General features: G+C 71.4%; 17 protein-coding genes. 8 read left to right on the top strand and 9 right to left on the bottom strand.

Features of this window, described 5'->3' with window-relative positions; translation table 11 throughout:
- The first annotated feature begins 81 nt into the window (after positions 1-81).
- Positions 82-2,796, top strand: coding sequence for a pyruvate dehydrogenase (acetyl-transferring), homodimeric type (aceE, locus tag MUE36_00215; protein ID MCU0309354.1), 2,715 nt, complete (start codon positions 82-84; stop codon positions 2,794-2,796).
- Between the two features lie 63 nt (positions 2,797-2,859).
- The gene (locus MUE36_00210; GenBank protein MCU0309353.1) at positions 2,860-3,438 is read left to right on the top strand and encodes a Fe-S cluster assembly protein HesB; all 579 of its coding nucleotides are present in this window, start codon (positions 2,860-2,862) and stop codon (positions 3,436-3,438) included.
- 24 nt (positions 3,439-3,462) lie between these two features.
- Here MUE36_00210 and MUE36_00205 read toward each other — a convergent pair whose 3' ends face one another.
- The 4 genes from MUE36_00205 to MUE36_00190 form a co-directional block, all read right to left on the bottom strand.
- Positions 3,463-4,236 carry an alpha/beta fold hydrolase gene (locus MUE36_00205; GenBank protein MCU0309352.1) on the bottom strand — a complete coding sequence of 258 codons (774 nt, stop codon included), beginning with the start codon at positions 4,234-4,236 and terminating at the stop codon, positions 3,463-3,465.
- Positions 4,237-4,263: 27 nt separating this feature from the next.
- Positions 4,264-4,485, bottom strand: coding sequence for a hypothetical protein (locus MUE36_00200; GenBank protein ID MCU0309351.1), 222 nt, complete (start codon positions 4,483-4,485; stop codon positions 4,264-4,266).
- 304 nt (positions 4,486-4,789) lie between these two features.
- Positions 4,790-5,236, bottom strand: coding sequence for a hypothetical protein (locus tag MUE36_00195; GenBank protein MCU0309350.1), 447 nt, complete (start codon positions 5,234-5,236; stop codon positions 4,790-4,792).
- A gap of 91 nt (positions 5,237-5,327) precedes the next feature.
- Positions 5,328-6,443: an acyl-CoA/acyl-ACP dehydrogenase gene (locus MUE36_00190; protein ID MCU0309349.1), complete on the bottom strand. Its 1,116-nt coding sequence runs from the start codon at positions 6,441-6,443 to the stop codon at positions 5,328-5,330.
- Positions 6,444-6,529: 86 nt separating this feature from the next.
- Here MUE36_00190 and MUE36_00185 point away from each other — a divergent pair, with 86 nt between their 5' ends.
- From MUE36_00185 to MUE36_00160, 6 genes are all read left to right on the top strand, one after another.
- Positions 6,530-6,802 carry a type II toxin-antitoxin system prevent-host-death family antitoxin gene (locus MUE36_00185; protein ID MCU0309348.1) on the top strand — a complete coding sequence of 91 codons (273 nt, stop codon included), beginning with the start codon at positions 6,530-6,532 and terminating at the stop codon, positions 6,800-6,802.
- Positions 6,799-7,212: a type II toxin-antitoxin system VapC family toxin gene (locus MUE36_00180; protein ID MCU0309347.1), complete on the top strand. Its 414-nt coding sequence runs from the start codon at positions 6,799-6,801 to the stop codon at positions 7,210-7,212. The genes MUE36_00185 and MUE36_00180 overlap by 4 nt, the downstream gene beginning before the upstream one ends.
- Before the next feature lie 148 nt (positions 7,213-7,360).
- Positions 7,361-7,966: an MBL fold metallo-hydrolase gene (locus MUE36_00175; GenBank protein ID MCU0309346.1), complete on the top strand. Its 606-nt coding sequence runs from the start codon at positions 7,361-7,363 to the stop codon at positions 7,964-7,966.
- Between the two features lie 70 nt (positions 7,967-8,036).
- Positions 8,037-8,789 carry a Fe-S cluster assembly ATPase SufC gene (gene sufC / locus MUE36_00170; protein MCU0309345.1) on the top strand — a complete coding sequence of 251 codons (753 nt, stop codon included), beginning with the start codon at positions 8,037-8,039 and terminating at the stop codon, positions 8,787-8,789.
- On the top strand, positions 8,780-10,030 hold the full coding sequence (locus tag MUE36_00165; GenBank protein MCU0309344.1) for a SufS family cysteine desulfurase: 1,251 nt from the start codon (positions 8,780-8,782) through the stop codon (positions 10,028-10,030). The genes sufC (MUE36_00170) and MUE36_00165 overlap by 10 nt, the downstream gene beginning before the upstream one ends.
- A 77-nt stretch (positions 10,031-10,107) precedes the next feature.
- Positions 10,108-10,605 carry an SUF system NifU family Fe-S cluster assembly protein gene (locus MUE36_00160; GenBank protein MCU0309343.1) on the top strand — a complete coding sequence of 166 codons (498 nt, stop codon included), beginning with the start codon at positions 10,108-10,110 and terminating at the stop codon, positions 10,603-10,605.
- A 3-nt stretch (positions 10,606-10,608) separates the two neighbouring features.
- Here the strand turns inward: MUE36_00160 and MUE36_00155 are convergent, their stop codons facing one another.
- The 5 genes from MUE36_00155 to sufD form a co-directional block, all read right to left on the bottom strand.
- Positions 10,609-11,343, bottom strand: coding sequence for a hypothetical protein (locus MUE36_00155; GenBank protein MCU0309342.1), 735 nt, complete (start codon positions 11,341-11,343; stop codon positions 10,609-10,611).
- Between the two features lie 184 nt (positions 11,344-11,527).
- On the bottom strand, positions 11,528-11,827 hold the full coding sequence (locus MUE36_00150; GenBank protein ID MCU0309341.1) for a 4a-hydroxytetrahydrobiopterin dehydratase: 300 nt from the start codon (positions 11,825-11,827) through the stop codon (positions 11,528-11,530).
- Positions 11,828-11,837: 10 nt separating this feature from the next.
- Positions 11,838-12,689, bottom strand: coding sequence for a Fe-S cluster assembly ATPase SufC (gene sufC / locus MUE36_00145; GenBank protein ID MCU0309340.1), 852 nt, complete (start codon positions 12,687-12,689; stop codon positions 11,838-11,840).
- Position 12,690: 1 nt separating this feature from the next.
- Positions 12,691-13,005 carry a non-heme iron oxygenase ferredoxin subunit gene (locus MUE36_00140; protein ID MCU0309339.1) on the bottom strand — a complete coding sequence of 105 codons (315 nt, stop codon included), beginning with the start codon at positions 13,003-13,005 and terminating at the stop codon, positions 12,691-12,693.
- Complete coding sequence (sufD, locus tag MUE36_00135) at positions 13,002-14,333, bottom strand: Fe-S cluster assembly protein SufD (GenBank protein ID MCU0309338.1); 1,332 nt, start codon at positions 14,331-14,333, stop codon at positions 13,002-13,004. Before sufD ends, MUE36_00140 begins: the two co-directional genes overlap by 4 nt.
- Between the last annotated feature and the right edge of the window lie 62 nt (positions 14,334-14,395).

The raw sequence follows: 14,395 nt of genomic DNA, 5'->3' as shown, positions 1-14,395 counted from the left end.
CGCTTACCCGCCGGTAACCGGGACGGGCGGGGCATCATGAGTTCCGAGCCCCCCGCCCCCAGCTGCGAAAGAGCGGTCCCCGTGAACCTCGACCAGCACGTCAGCCAGCTCCCCGACGCCGATCCGGCCGAGACCGGGGAGTGGCTCGACTCGCTCGACGCGGTCATCAGCGCCCGGGGGAAGATGCGGGCCCGCTACCTGGTGAGCCGACTCACCGAACGGGCACGCGAGCGCCAGGTCGGCACGCCCGCCGAGGTGTCCACCCCGTACGTCAACACGATCCCGGTCACCGAGCAGCCGTGGTTCCCCGGCGACGAGTACCTCGAGAAGCGGCTCCGACGCTTCCTGCGCTGGAACGCCGCGGTCATGGTCATCAACGCCAACAAGGAGGCCGAGGGCATCGGCGGCCACCTGTCGACGTTCGCCTCTTCGGCGATGCTCTACGAGGTCGGCTTCAACCACTTCTTCCGGGGCAAGGAGGACGGGCTGGCCGGCGACCACGTGTACTTCCAGGGCCACGCCGCTCCGGGCGTGTACGCCCGGGCCTACCTCGAGCGCCGTCTCGACGAGACGCACCTCGACAACTTCCGCCGCGAGATCGGCGGCGAAGGGCTGTCGAGCTACCCGCACCCGTGGCTGATGCCCGACTTCTGGGAGTTCCCGACGGTCTCGATGGGCCTCGGCCCGATCAACTCGATCTACCACGCCCGCTTCAACAAGTACCTCCACAACCGCAGCATCGACGACACCACCGGGAGCCGGGTGTGGTGCTTCCTCGGCGACGGCGAGACCGACGAGCCCGAGACGCTCGGGTCCATCTCGCTGGCGGGCCGCGAGCAGCTCGACAACCTCGTGTGGGTCGTCAACTGCAACCTGCAGCGCCTCGACGGACCCGTCCGCGGGAACGGCAAGATCATCCAGGAGCTCGAGTCGGTCTTCCGCGGCGCCGGCTGGAACGTGATCAAGGTCATCTGGGGCGCCGGGTGGGACGACCTGTTGGCCCGCGACGTCGACGGGATCCTGCTGGCCAAGATGAACGCCACCCTCGACGGTGAGTGGCAGCGCTATGCCGTCGAAGAGGGGTCCTACATCCGCGAGCACTTCTTCGGCCCCGACCCGCGGTTGCGCAAGCTCGTCGAGCACCTGAGCGACGACGACCTGCGGGCCCTGCCCCGCGGCGGCCACGACTACAAGAAGGTGTACGCCGCCTACCAGGCAGCCGCGTCGAGCCGTGGCGCTCCCACCGTGATCCTCGCCAAGACGGTGAAGGGGTGGGCGCTCGGCTCCGAGGTGGAGGGGCGCAACGCCACCCACCAGATCAAGAAGCTGTCGATGGCCCAGCTGCGCGTCCTGCGCGAACGGCTCCACCTCCACGACGACATCCCCGACGACGCCCTCGACGACGAGGACACCCCGCCCTACCACCGGCCGGCCGAGGACTCCCCGGAGCACCAGTACCTCGTGAGCCGCCGCAAGGCCCTCGACGGCCCCGTGCCGACCCGGTCGACGGCGGTGCGACGCCCGCTCGCGATGCCCGCCGACGCCGCCTTCTCCGAGTTCGACGCCGGGTCCGGGGGTCAGGCGGTGTCGACCACCATGGCGTTCACCCGCATGCTGCGCAGCCTCTGCCGCGACGACGACTTCGGGCGTCGCGTCGTCCCGATCATCCCCGACGAGGCCCGCACGTTCGGCATGGACGCCCTGTTCCGGGAGCTGAAGATCTACGCCTCCGCGGGCCAGCTCTACGAGCCCGTCGACGCCTCGCTGCTGCTCTCCTACGTCGAGGGCAAGGATGGCCAGATCCTCGAGGAGGGCATCACCGAGGCCGGCTCGATGGCCAGCTTCACCGCCGCCGGCACCAGCTACGCCACCCGCGGCGTCCCGATGGTGCCGTTCTTCATCTTCTACTCGATGTTCGGCTTCCAGCGGGTGGGCGACCTCATCTGGGCGGCGGCCGACGCCCAGGCCAAGGGCTTCCTCATCGCCGCCACCGCCGGGCGCACCACGCTGCTCGGCGAGGGCCTGCAGCACCAGGACGGCCACAGCCTCGTCCTGGCCTCCACCGTGCCGACCTGCCACGCCTACGACCCGGCCTTCGCCTACGAGATGGCGGCGATCATCAAGCACGGCCTCCACCGGATGTACGGCGGCCCCGGGGGCACCTCGACCCACGGTGACGGCGGCTTCTACTACCTCACCGCCTACAACGAGAACTACGAGATGCCGGCCCGCCCCGACGGCGTCACCGACGACGACATCGTGGGCGGGCTGTACCGCTGGAGCGGGGCGCCGGAGGGTCTCGAGGCGAAGGCCACGGTCGTGTTCTCGGGCACCGCGCAGGCCGCCGCCCGAGACGCGCAGCAGGCGCTGGCCGAGCAGGGCATCGGGATCGAGCTGTGGTCGGCCACCTCGTACAAGACGTTGCGCGAGGACGCCCTCGAGGTCGAGCGCTGGAACCGCCTGCACCCCCTCGACGAGAACCGGACCAGCGTCGTGGCCGAGCGTCTCGGCGCCGCACCGGGGCCGATCGTGGCGGTGACCGACTTCATGAAGTCGGTGCCCGACCAGATCGCCCGGTTCGTCCCGAAGCGCTTCGTCCCGCTCGGCACCGACGGCTTCGGTCGGTCCGACACGCGCGAGGCGTTGCGGCGCTTCTTCGAGACCGACGCCGCCCACGTCGAGGTGGCGGTGCTCTCGGCGCTGGCCGCCGAGGGAGAGGTCGACGCCACGGCGGTGGCCGACGCCATCAAACGCCACGAGCTCGACGCCGACAGCCCCGACCCCCGCACCCGCTGACCCGCGCCGGGTCGACCGTCGCGGGAGGTGGCGGGCCCGCACCCGTCGAATAGCGTGACCGCCATGGCCACCGCGTCGATCCCCGTCACCGGCATCCCCGAGGCCGACCGGCTCCTCGTCACCGATCCCCTCGCCCTGCTGATCGGGATGCTGCTCGACCAGCAGGTTCCCATGGAATGGGCGTTCAAGGGCCCCCTCACGTTGCGTGACCGCCTGGGTGCCCTCGACGCGTCGGCCATCGCGACGATGGACCCCGAGGACCTGGTGGCGGTCTTCGTCGAGAAGCCGGCGCTGCACCGCTACCCGGCGGCCATGGCCCGCCGCACCCACGAGCTGTGCCGGTTCCTCGTCGACCACTACGACGGCGACGCCGCCCGGGTGTGGAAGGGCGTCCGTTCGGGCGACGAGATCTACCGGCGCCTGCGGGAGCTCCCCGGCTACGGCGACGAGAAGGCCCGGATCTTCCTGGCCATCCTGGCCAAGCGGTTCGGCCGTGCACCCTCCGGGTGGGAGGAGGCTGCCGCGCCGTTCAGCGACGACGTGCCGCGTTCGGTGGCCGACATCTCCTCGCCCGAGGCCCTCGCCGAGGTGCGGGCGTTCAAGAAGGCCCAGAAGGCCGGGGGGCGCGGCAAGGCCGACTGACGCTCGCGCCGTCAGCGGCGCGCCTCAGGCGGTGCGTTCCTCGACGGTGATCGCCCGCTGCCGGTTGAGCCACCCGAGCAACACCGCCACCGCCCGCGGGTCGTGGCGCAGCTGGTGGCCGCCACCGTCGATGATGCGCAGGTCGGCCTCGCCGTGCGCGTCGGCGAGCACACGGGCGTCGAACACCGGCACGAGGTCGTCGTCGGAGCCGTGCAGGAGCAGCACCGACCGGGGCGCGACGTCGGGCATCGCCGCGATGGCCCGCACGGAGCGCACCTCACGCGCCCACACGTCGAAGGCCGGAGGGAACGACGCCGATCGGATCAGCCCGGTGTCGCGGGCGTGCTGGAGCAACCGACGCGGGTGGCTGGCCCAGTCGTCGAAGTCGGCAGGGGCGCCCATGGCCGCCACCCCCCGGATCTCGGGGTCCCGGGCGGCGGCGCACAACGCCAGCGCCCCGCCGGTCCCGAAGCCGGCCGCCCACACGCCGCGCACCCCGTCGACCTCCCGCAGGAAGCGGGCCCCGGCGAGGAGGTCGTCGAGCCATCCCTGCAGCGAGAAGTCGCCCTCGGAGTCCCCGCACCCGCGGAAGGTGAACACCACCACCATCCAGCCCATCTCGGTGGCGATCCGCTCGGCGAGCTCCGGGAACGACCGGGCCGACAGGCGACCGCCCTGGTTGGCGTGGGGGAAGCCGTGGGCGATGATCAGGCCGGGCACCGAGGTGCCGGGGGCGATCCGGGGGCGGGCCAGGTGGCCGCTGATCGCCAGGCCACCGGACGTGAACAGCTCCTCCACGTGGGCCCTACTCCCGTCGGTCGGTCGTCACTCGTCGGACGCGCCGGTGCCGCTGCCGTCGCCCTTGTAGGGCTTGTAGCCACGGTTGCGAGCCTCGGGGAGGGTGTCGGGCCCGAACCCGATGAAGGTCTCCGCCTCCATCAGCTCGTCGATGATCTCGGTCTCGGTGAGGTTGTCGACGTCGTAGACGACCTGGGTGCGCTTGTCACCCACCCAACGGTGTTCGGCGAACTTGCCGGGACGTTCCATGTCGGCTGCTCCTCTCGCGACCCGCATCGTAGGGCGCACGCGAACGGGGGAGGGCACGTGGCCCTCCCCCGTTGCAGCTGATTCTGACCGGTCGGACGTTGTGCACCGGGCGGGACGAGCTCCCGGCCGCCGTGACCAGCGGTGGCTGGTGGTTTTCACCAGCCGGCCCAGCTCGCCGCGCTAGCGGCCAGCCACCTCCGAAGTCCCACATCTACCGTCGTTCATCGTGTGGACCACCTCCTTTCCTCGGTCCGCTCAGTGTGCCAGCGAGGAGCGGTCGGTGCACGGCAGTTGTGTGAACAGTTCAGGTCGTGGGATCGGGCGGTTCCGGGACCTGGCCGCCGATGGCGCCGATGGCCTCGAGGTAGGCGCTGGAGGCGTCGAGCACCGCCACGACCCAGGTGTCGTCGACCTCGAGGCCGGCCTCCGTCGCCTTGCCGAGCACGTAGGCCAGGGCCTCGTCCTCGGCGGCCACGAGCGGCCCGCTGGTCACGTCGTCGCCGGACTCGCGGGCCACCCCCCGGTCCTCGAGGTAGTCGACGTGCCAGAGGAGCATCGAGCGCACGTCGTCGTAGCTGAGCTCGGCGGTGACCTCGTCGGGGAGCCGGTCGGCCACGAACTCGACCGCCTCGGCCACGTCGTACACCGAGGTCGGCGCGGCGTCCTCGAGCTGGTAGGTGAGCCGGCCGAGGGCGACGAGACCGATCACCGCGACGGCCAGCACCGTGAGCACGACGAAGAGGATCACCACGGTGCGCAGACTAGGGAGAAAACGGCGGCGGGCCGCACCGGTGCGGTGCGGCCCCCGATCCGGTGGCGACGGCGCCGGCGACGCCCGGTGCTCAGATCCCGATGCGCTGGGCCAGCAGCTCCCGGTGGTACGTGGGATCGCCGAAGAGCAGCTCGGAGGACTTGGCCCGCTTGAAGTACAGGTGGGCGGGATGCTCCCAGGTGAAGCCGATGCCGCCGTGGATCTGGATGTTCTCGGCGGCGGCGTGGAAGTAGGCGTCCGAGCAGTAGGCCTTGGCCAGCGAGGCCACCGACGGGAGCTCGTCGTTCATCTCCGACGCACACCACCCGGCGTAGTAGGCGGCGGACTTGGCCGACTCGACCTCGAGGAGCATGTCGGCGCACTTGTGCTTGATGGCCTGGAACGAGCCGATCGGCCGGCCGAACTGCACGCGCACCTTGGCGTACTCGACGGCCATGTCGAGGCACATCTGGGCGCCCCCGACCTGCTCGGCGGCGAGGCCGACGGCGGCGAGGTCGAGCACGGTGGACAGCGTGTCCCACCCGGCGCCGTCGGTGCCGATGAGGGTGGCCTCGACGCCGTCGAACTCGAGCTTGGCCTGCTTGCGGGTCTGGTCCATGGTGGACAGCGCCGTGCGGGTGAGACCGGCGGCGTCGCCGGGGACGTGGAACAGGCTCACCCCGGCAGGGGTGCGAGCGGCGACGAGGACGACGTCGGCGACGTGGCCGTCGAGGACGTACATCTTGGTGCCGGTGATCTTCCAGGTGCCGCCGTCCTGGGTGGCGGTGGCCTCGATGCCGGACTCGTCCCACCGGCCGTTGGCCTCGGTGAAGGCCAGCGTGGCGATGGTCTCGCCCGAGGCGATGCCGGGCAGCAGCGCCGCCTTGGCGTCGTCGTCCCCGGCGTTGACGAGGGTGTTCGTGGCGAGCACGACGGTGGAGAAGAACGGGGCGCACAGCAGGGCCCGGCCCATCTCCTCGAGCACCACCGTGAGCTCGACGAACCCGAAGCCCTGCCCGCCGAACTCCTCGGGGACGATCAGGCTCTGGAGGCCGAGCTGCTCGGCCATCTGGCTCCAGACCTCGGGGTCGTAGCCCCGCTCGGTCTCCATCTGCTCCCGCACCGCCGCCTCGGAGGACTTGGCCTCGAGGAACTGACGGACGATGGAGCGCAGCTCTTCCTGCTCTTCTGAGAATGCGAAGTTCATGGCCGGGACCGTACGCGGCGCTCGCAGGCCCCTGCAACCCAAGTTGTGTACACATGCGTACACAACCAGGAGCTAGATTCGGGGACATGGAGATCGGCATCCGGGAGCTGCGGGCCGACCTGGCCGCCGTGGTACGACGCGCCGGCGCCGGTGAGTCGGTCGTCGTCACCGTCTCCGGCCGGCCCGTCGCCCGGCTGGGCCCCGTCGACACGCCCGACCCCTCCCCCGGCCTCGACCAGCTCGTCGCCGTCGGCGCCGTGATCCCGCCGCGGGTCCGACCCGACGACCGGCCCGTGGCCCGGGCCCGGATCCCCGTCGACGCCCGACCCGAACGCGAGCTGCGCAAGGTGCGGGGATGACCCTCGCCGTCGACACCAGCGCGCTGGTGCTGCGCTACCTCGACGAGCCTCGGACCGAGGAGGTGCTGGCGGCGATGGAGGCCGATCCCGTCTGGGTGGCGTCCGACCTGTTGCGCTGCGAGGTGACGGTCCTGCTGCACCGCCTGGCCGGCGGACCCGCCCAGGCCGACGAGCTGCTGCGGTCCTTCCACGCCGACTGGGACGCCTTCCACGTGGTGCCCGTGGACGAGCGCTGCCTGACCCGGGCCGCCGAGATCGGTGCCGACTTCGGGCTGCGGGTCGTCGACGCCGTCCACCTCGCCGCCGCCGCCCGACTGCCCCGACCCGTCCGCTACCTCACGCTCGACCCCCGCCAGGTCCTCACCGCCGTCGCCCTCGACCTCGAGCCGGTCCCCACCCCCACCGAGTGAGCCCCCGCCAACCCCGGCTCGCGCCCACCTCTGCGAACTGTTGCGTCCAGGGATCGCCTGAGCGAGCTGAGGACTCGACAGTTCGGGGTGAGGGGGCGGGCGTGCGGCCGGGGGTGGCGGCGCACCGCGGAGGTGGGAGACTCGTGGCATGACACTGCTGTCGAGCGACACCGGGTGGGAGCTCCACAACGTGGTCGTGGGCCCCGTCGACAACAACGTCTACGTGCTGCGCTGCACCGAGACCGGCGACGCGCTCCTCATCGACGCCGCCAACGAGCACGACCGGCTCCTCGAGCTGTGTCGGACCCTCGAGGTGCGCACCGTGGTCGAGACCCACGGCCACTGGGACCACATCCAGGCCATCCCCGAGATCCGCGACGCCGGCTACGAGGTGGGGGTCACCGCCGCCGACGCCGGCATGCTCCCGAGCTACGACTACCTGCTCGAGGACGACACCGTGTTCGACGTGGGTCGCCTGAAGCTGCGCACGATCCTCACCCCCGGCCACACACCGGGCTCGATCTGCTTCAGGGTCGAGGGCACCCCGCTCCTCTTCACCGGCGACACCCTGTTCCCCGGCGGACCGGGCAACACCAGCTTCGAGCACAGCGACTTCGACACCATCATCGAATCGATCGACCGGCGGCTCTTCACGCTCCCCGCCGACCTGATCGTCCTCCCCGGCCACGGCGACCGCACCACGATCGGGACCGAGCGCCCGCACCTCCAGGAGTGGGTCGACCGGGGCTGGTGACCGACCGACCCCGCCGGACATTTCTCCTACGCGGATAGTGCGAATCCACCCGGCTGCCTAGACTGGCGCCATGGCCGCCCTACTCTTCGCCATCGACGACCTGCACGTCAGCACCGCCTCCGACCAGCCGAGCGAGATCCTCCGGGGCCTCGACCTCACCATCGGCGCCGGCGAGGTCCACGCCCTGATGGGCCCGAACGGCTCGGGAAAGTCCACCCTCGCCTCCACGCTCCTCGGCAGCCCCGAGTACCAGGTCACGGCCGGGCACATCCTGTTCAACGGCGACGACGTCACCGACTGGCCCACCGACGTGCGGGCCAAGTCCGGCATGTTCCTCGCCTTCCAGTACCCACAGGAGATCGCCGGCGTCTCGGTGCTCAACTTCCTGCGCCAGGCCCTCAGCGCCCGCAAGGGCATCGACCTGTCGATGCTCGAGCTGCGCCTGGCGATCATGGAGTGGATGGAACGCCTCGACATGGACCCGTCGTTCGCCGACCGGTACCTCAACGAGGGCTTCTCCGGGGGTGAGAAGAAGCGCAACGAGATCCTCCAGATGGCCATCCTCGAGCCAGAGGTGGCGATCCTCGACGAGACGGACTCGGGCCTCGACATCGACGCGCTGCGGGTCGTGGCCAAGGGGGTCCGCGAGGTCCAGGCCGCACGACCCGGCCTGGGGATCCTCGCCATCACCCACTACCAACGGCTGCTCACCGAGTTGCAGCCCGACGTCGTGCACGTGCTCATCGACGGTCGTATCGTCGCCTCGGGTGGCATGGAGCTGGCCGAGAAGCTCGAGGTCGAGGGGTACGACGCATGGCGCTGACCGTCACCGACCCGCTCGACACCGCGGCGGTCAAGGCCGACTTCCCGCTGTTGGCCCGCGACGTCGACGGGATCCCGATCGTCTACCTCGACTCGGCCGCCTCGTCGCAGAAGCCCACCGTCGTCATCGAGACGATGGACACCTACTACCGGACGATCAACGCCAACGTGCACCGCGGCGTCTACCGCATCGCCGAAGAGGCCACCAACGCCATGGAGGGCGCCCGGGCCAAGGTGGCCCGCTTCATCGGCGCGGCCTCCCCCAGCGAGGTCGTGTTCACCAAGAACGCCACCGAGTCGCTGAACCTCGTCGCCCAGGCCTGGGGTCGCGCCAACCTCACCGAGGGCGACGTCGTGGTGCTCACCCACATGGAGCACCACGCCAACATCGTGCCCTGGCAGATGCTCGCCGCCGAGAAGGGCGTCGAGCTGCGCTGGATCCCGCTCGACGAGCAGGGTCGTCTCGACCTCACCGACCTCGACGCGCTGCTCACGGACGCCAAGGTCCTCGCCGTGACGGCGATGTCGAACGTGCTCGGCACGATCAACCCCGTCGCGCTGCTCACCGACGCCGCCCGCCGGGCAGGGGCCCTCAGCGTCGTCGACGCCTGCCAGTCGGTGCCCCACCTGCCCACCGACGTCGCCGCCATGGGCGCCGACGTCGTCGCGTTCTCGGGCCACAAGATGCTCGGACCCACCGGCGTGGGCGTGCTGTGGGGCCGCGAAGCCCTCCTCGACGAGATGCCGCCCTTCCTCGGCGGTGGCGAGATGATCCGCGACGTCCGCCTCGACGGGTTCACGACGAACGACCTGCCCTGGAAGTTCGAAGCGGGCACCCCGCCGATCGCCGAGATCATCGGCCTCGGCGCGGCGGTCGACTACCTCGAGGCGCTGGGGATGGAGGCGGTGCGGGCTCACGAGCTGGCCCTCACCCACTACGCCCTCGACGCGTTCGCCACCCGCTTCGGCGACGACCTCGTGGTGCACGGCCCGTCCGACCCCTCCGAGCGAGGCGGGGTGTTCAGCTTCGCGTACCGCGACCTGCACCCCCACGACGTGAGCCAGGTGCTCGACCAGCACGCCGTGTGCGTCAGGGCCGGCCACCACTGCGCCAAGCCGCTCATGCGCCTGCTCGGGGTGGGCGCCACGGCCAGGGCGTCGGTGTACGTCTACAACGACACCGCCGACATCGACGCGCTGTGCGACGCCCTCGACGCCACGGGGTCCTTCTTCACCATCTGACCGTCCTCGGTCCGCCGCGAGCGGCGGTGCCGACGCCTACCCTGATCCACCGTCCCTCTGCCTGGAGTTCCCCGCCGATGCCCGGCCTCGAAGACCTGTACCGCGAGATCATCCTCGACCACTATCGCAACCCCCGGAACCGGGGCGAGCTCGAGGTCCCTCCCGCCCACCGGGTCGAGGGGTTCAACCCGCTGTGCGGCGACGAGATCGTGATCTACCTCGAGGTGGGCGACGACGGGAGGGTCGACGACATCCGCATCGCCGGCCAGGGCTGCTCGATCAGCCAGTCGTCGGCGTCGATGATGTCCCAGGCCGTCAAGGGCCGGACCGTGGCGGAGATCGAGGACCTCTCGAGAGCGTTCAAGGCGATGATGTCGATCCACGAGAGCTCGCTCGAAGGGGGCGACGACGCCACGGAGGACGCCGAGGGCGCCGACGACACCGAGATCGCCGACGTGAAGCTCGGCGACCTCGAGGCGCTGCGTGGGGTCGTGAAGTTCCCGGTCCGGATCAAGTGCGCCACCCTGGCCTGGAACACCCTCGCCCAGGGCCTCGACGAGGCCACCGGGTCCTAGTCGTCAGGTCGGAGCGGGCGCGTCGTCCGGGTCCCGGAGAGCGAGCAGCGTCCGGCTGGCGATGGTCGAGGTCTGCGCCACGTGGCGCCCCTCGGCCCTCCTCGCCACGCCTCGCAGCATCTGCGTCGCCATCAGGTGGTCGGCCGGCACGAGCCCAACGACGTACGCGACCGCGAGCCACCACGGAGCCAACCTCGCCCGGGTGCGGAAGTGGAAGCGGGTACGGCCGTCGCCGAGGTCATGCAGCACGAAGACCCACGACCAGTCGATGGCTGCGCCGAGGGCGTCGCGCACATCGGGCGGGAGGTGCGAGGTCGAGTGCAGGACCAGGTGGCGGGAGGGCTCGAGCTCCTCCACGACGAACCAGCACTCGGTCGACGGGTCGCCGTCGAGGACGCGGTCGCCGACCGCGAGGTCCTGCCATTCGGCGTGGATCCGGTCGGCCGAGGCCTCGTTGGCCGGGAAGAGCAGGAGGTCGACCCATCGAGCGGTGTACCAGCCCGCCCGGTGCCACCCCATCTGCACCAGCCAGGGCCACACCTCCGACGGCGCGGCGTCGATGGTGACCGCGTGGTCGGTCACCAGGTGGGGACGGCCGACGATGTCGTCACCGGGCAGCGGCGCGGACCTCTCCTCCCTGGTGGACCCCGAGGTCCGACCGAGATGCTGCAACAGGGCGTAGGTCGCGGCCAGGCCGGTCCCGAGCCCAGCGGCTGCGAGGGTCAGCCTCCGCCCCACGGGATCAGGCCTCCCCCACCGACCCGACGTCGGCAGCCGGGCGACGACGGTGCGAACGTGTCCACGGTCCCACCGGCGTCGGACGCGTCACTCCGAACGGCTCCACGGTTGCCACACCGGGAGGTTAGGGGACGACGCGATCGACCTCACGAGCATCCACCGGGGCCGTTTCAGCGGCCGCGGCTCAGCCGGCGTACCCCGGGGCGGCGCGGTCGACCCGACGAGCCAGCTCGACACAGCGGGCGGTGAGACCGCCTGCATCGTGGCTGGCGATGTCGATCACGACGCGGTTCCAGCTGTTCGACCAGTCGGGGTGGTGGTCGAGCTTCTCGGCGGCGAGGGCCACGCGAGCCATGAACCCGAAGGCCTCGGAGAAGTCGGCGAACCGGAGCTCGCGGTGCAGGCGACCGCCCTCCACCGTCCACGACGGCAGGTCGGCGAGCGCCTGCTGGAGATCCGCGGGGGTGAGCAGCTCGTCGGGCACGGGTGCGTCCTCAGGCGAGCGGGTCGGCGAACGGATCGGACATCGGGTCGCCGAACATCCCACCCGGTCCGCCGGCGCCGGGGTGCATCGACGGGTCGAGCGTGCGGGGGGTGGCCGTGACGGCGACCTTCTCCTCCTCGGCGTAGGAGGCGTAGCCGCTCAGCTCGAGCTCGTCGGCCAGCTCCGGACCGCCCGTCGCCACGATGCGGCCCTTCGACAGCACGTGCACGACGTCGGGCTTCAGCTCGTCGAGCAGGCGCTTGTAGTGGGTGATGGCGAGGACACCGAGGTCCGTGTCGTGCGTCGCCGCCTCCACCCGGCGGGCGCAGGCCCGCAGCGCGTCCACATCGAGACCGGAGTCGAGCTCGTCGAGCACCGCGAAGCGAGGGCGCAGGACGGCGAGCTGGAGGGTCTCGTTGCGCTTCTTCTCGCCGCCGGAGAGGTCGACGTTGAGCGCCCGGGTGTGGAGCCGCTCGGCGAAGCCGATGCGCTCGGCTTCCGCAGCGATCTCGGTGGGGACGACGGTGACGTCGCGCCCGTGGGCCGCGAACGCCTCGGCGAGCACGTCCTCGAGGCTCACGCCGGGCACCTCGACCGGGTACTGCATCGCCAGGAAGAGGCCGGCCTGAGCCCGCCGCCAGGTGGGCAGGTCGAGCAGCTCGACGCCGTCAAGGGTGACCGAGCCGCCCGTGACCTCGTACCCGGGCTTGCCCATGAGCACGTGCGACAGGGTGGACTTGCCCGAGCCGTTGGGGCCCATCACGGCGTGGACCTCGCCGGAGGCGACGACGAGGTCGATGCCGTTCAGGATGGGGCGGCCCTCGACCTCGGCGGTCAGGCCCTGGATGCGCAGTTCGGCCATGTCAGTCGATCTCCACGAAGAGGTCGTCGCCGTCGACGGCGACGGTGTAGGTGGGCGTGGCCTTGGTGGCCGGGAGCGACGACGGCTCGCCGTCGACGAGCGAGAAGCAGCTCCCGTGCTTCCAGCACTCCAGCTCGAGGCTGTCGACGTGGACCTCCCCCTCCGAGAGGGAGATGTCCTGGTGGGTGCAGCGGTCGCCGATGGCGTAGAAGTCGCCGCCGATGCGCACCACGGCCAGGCGGACCCGGCCGAGGTCGAAGCGGCGGGCCTCGCCGTCGGGGACGTCGGTGACGGCGCAGATGCGTTCCAGGCTCATGGCTGCTCCCGCCGGTCGAGACGAGCCTCGATGAGCCGCTCGACGAGGGGGCGGGCCGCCGGGACCGGGAGCTGGTCGGTGACCTCGTCGAAGAAGCCGGCCACGATGAGGCGCTCGGCGATCTCGGTGGGCACGCCCCGGCTCTCGAGGTAGAAGCGCTGCTCCTCGTCGATGGGCCCGACGGTCGAGGCGTGGCTGCAGTGCACGTCGTTGTTCTCGATCTCGAGGTTGGGCACCGACTCGGCCCAGGCCTCGGCGGAGAGCTTGATGTTGCGGTTGGTCTGGAAGGCGTTGGTCCCCCGGGCGTCCTTCTCGACCTTGATGAGGCCCGTGTAGACCGAGCGGGACCGGTCGCCGACGACCCCCTTGAACAACAGGTTGGAGGTCGTGTCGGGGGCACCGTGGTCCTGGAAGGTGCGGAAGTCGAGGGTCTGGTCGCCCTCGCCGAAGTACACGGCGTGGAGGTTGCCGGTCGCCCCCCGTCCGACGAGGCGGCAGTCGGTGCGCACCCGGGCGTACTCCCCGCCCAGCCCGGCGTGGGAGGCGGTGAGGGTGGCGTCGGCCTCGACCCGGCTCACCTGGGAGGTGATCTGCCACAGCCGCCCGCCGCGGTCCTGCACCTCGGTGTAGCCCAGACGGGCGGCACGGGCGACGTCGAGCTCGACGACCGGCGCCACGAAGGCGGCCACGTCGGCCGAGCCCTGCCAGGCGAGGACGCGCAGGTCGGCGTCCTCGCCGAGGCGGACCACCAGGCGGGGGTAGACGGCAGCCTGCGCCGCGTCGACCCAGTCGACGACGATCACAGGGGCGTCGACGGTCAGGCCGCGCGGCGCGGCGACGAGGACGGGCTCGGCGGCGTAGGCGTCGTTGAGCCCGTGGAAGAGGTCGGTCGGCACGTCGGAGGTGGCGCCCAGCGCGCCCTCGGGGTCGGGCCCGTCGACCAGCGGCCCGGCGTAGAGCCCCTCGGCCGCCCAGGTCGGATCGGTCTCGGCGTGGACCACGAACCCGTTGCGCACCACGACGGTGGCGGCCCGGTCGGGCAGGGCGGCGAGGATCTCCGCCACGCCGGCCGGGAGCGCGCCCGGGGGGCGCTCGGTGGCCAGCGGCCATTCGTCGAGGTCCAGGTCGGCGATGCGGCTGTAGCGCCAGACCTCCTCGTCGGTGCTCGGCAGGCCTCGGTCGGCGGCCGCCTCGGCGGCCTGCCGACGGCGGTCCTCGAGCCAGGCGGGGCCACCGAGGGCGGGGACGGTGGCGGGCGTCGGGCTGTTCAGGGCGACCACCTCGGGTGGGGCGGCGCGATCGGCGCCGGCGGACTCGGACGAATTCACACTATCGCCGTAGGAGAAATTCCGGACACCCGCAGCCGGGGGCGTGCGCCGGGAGGCCGGCG

The organism is Acidimicrobiales bacterium (assembly GCA_025455885.1).
GTDB lineage: Bacteria > Actinomycetota > Acidimicrobiia > Acidimicrobiales > Acidimicrobilacustridaceae > Rhabdothermincola_A.
The sequence above is the reverse complement of the archived record's forward strand: the minus strand, read 5'-3'. Positions and strand labels throughout refer to the sequence as shown.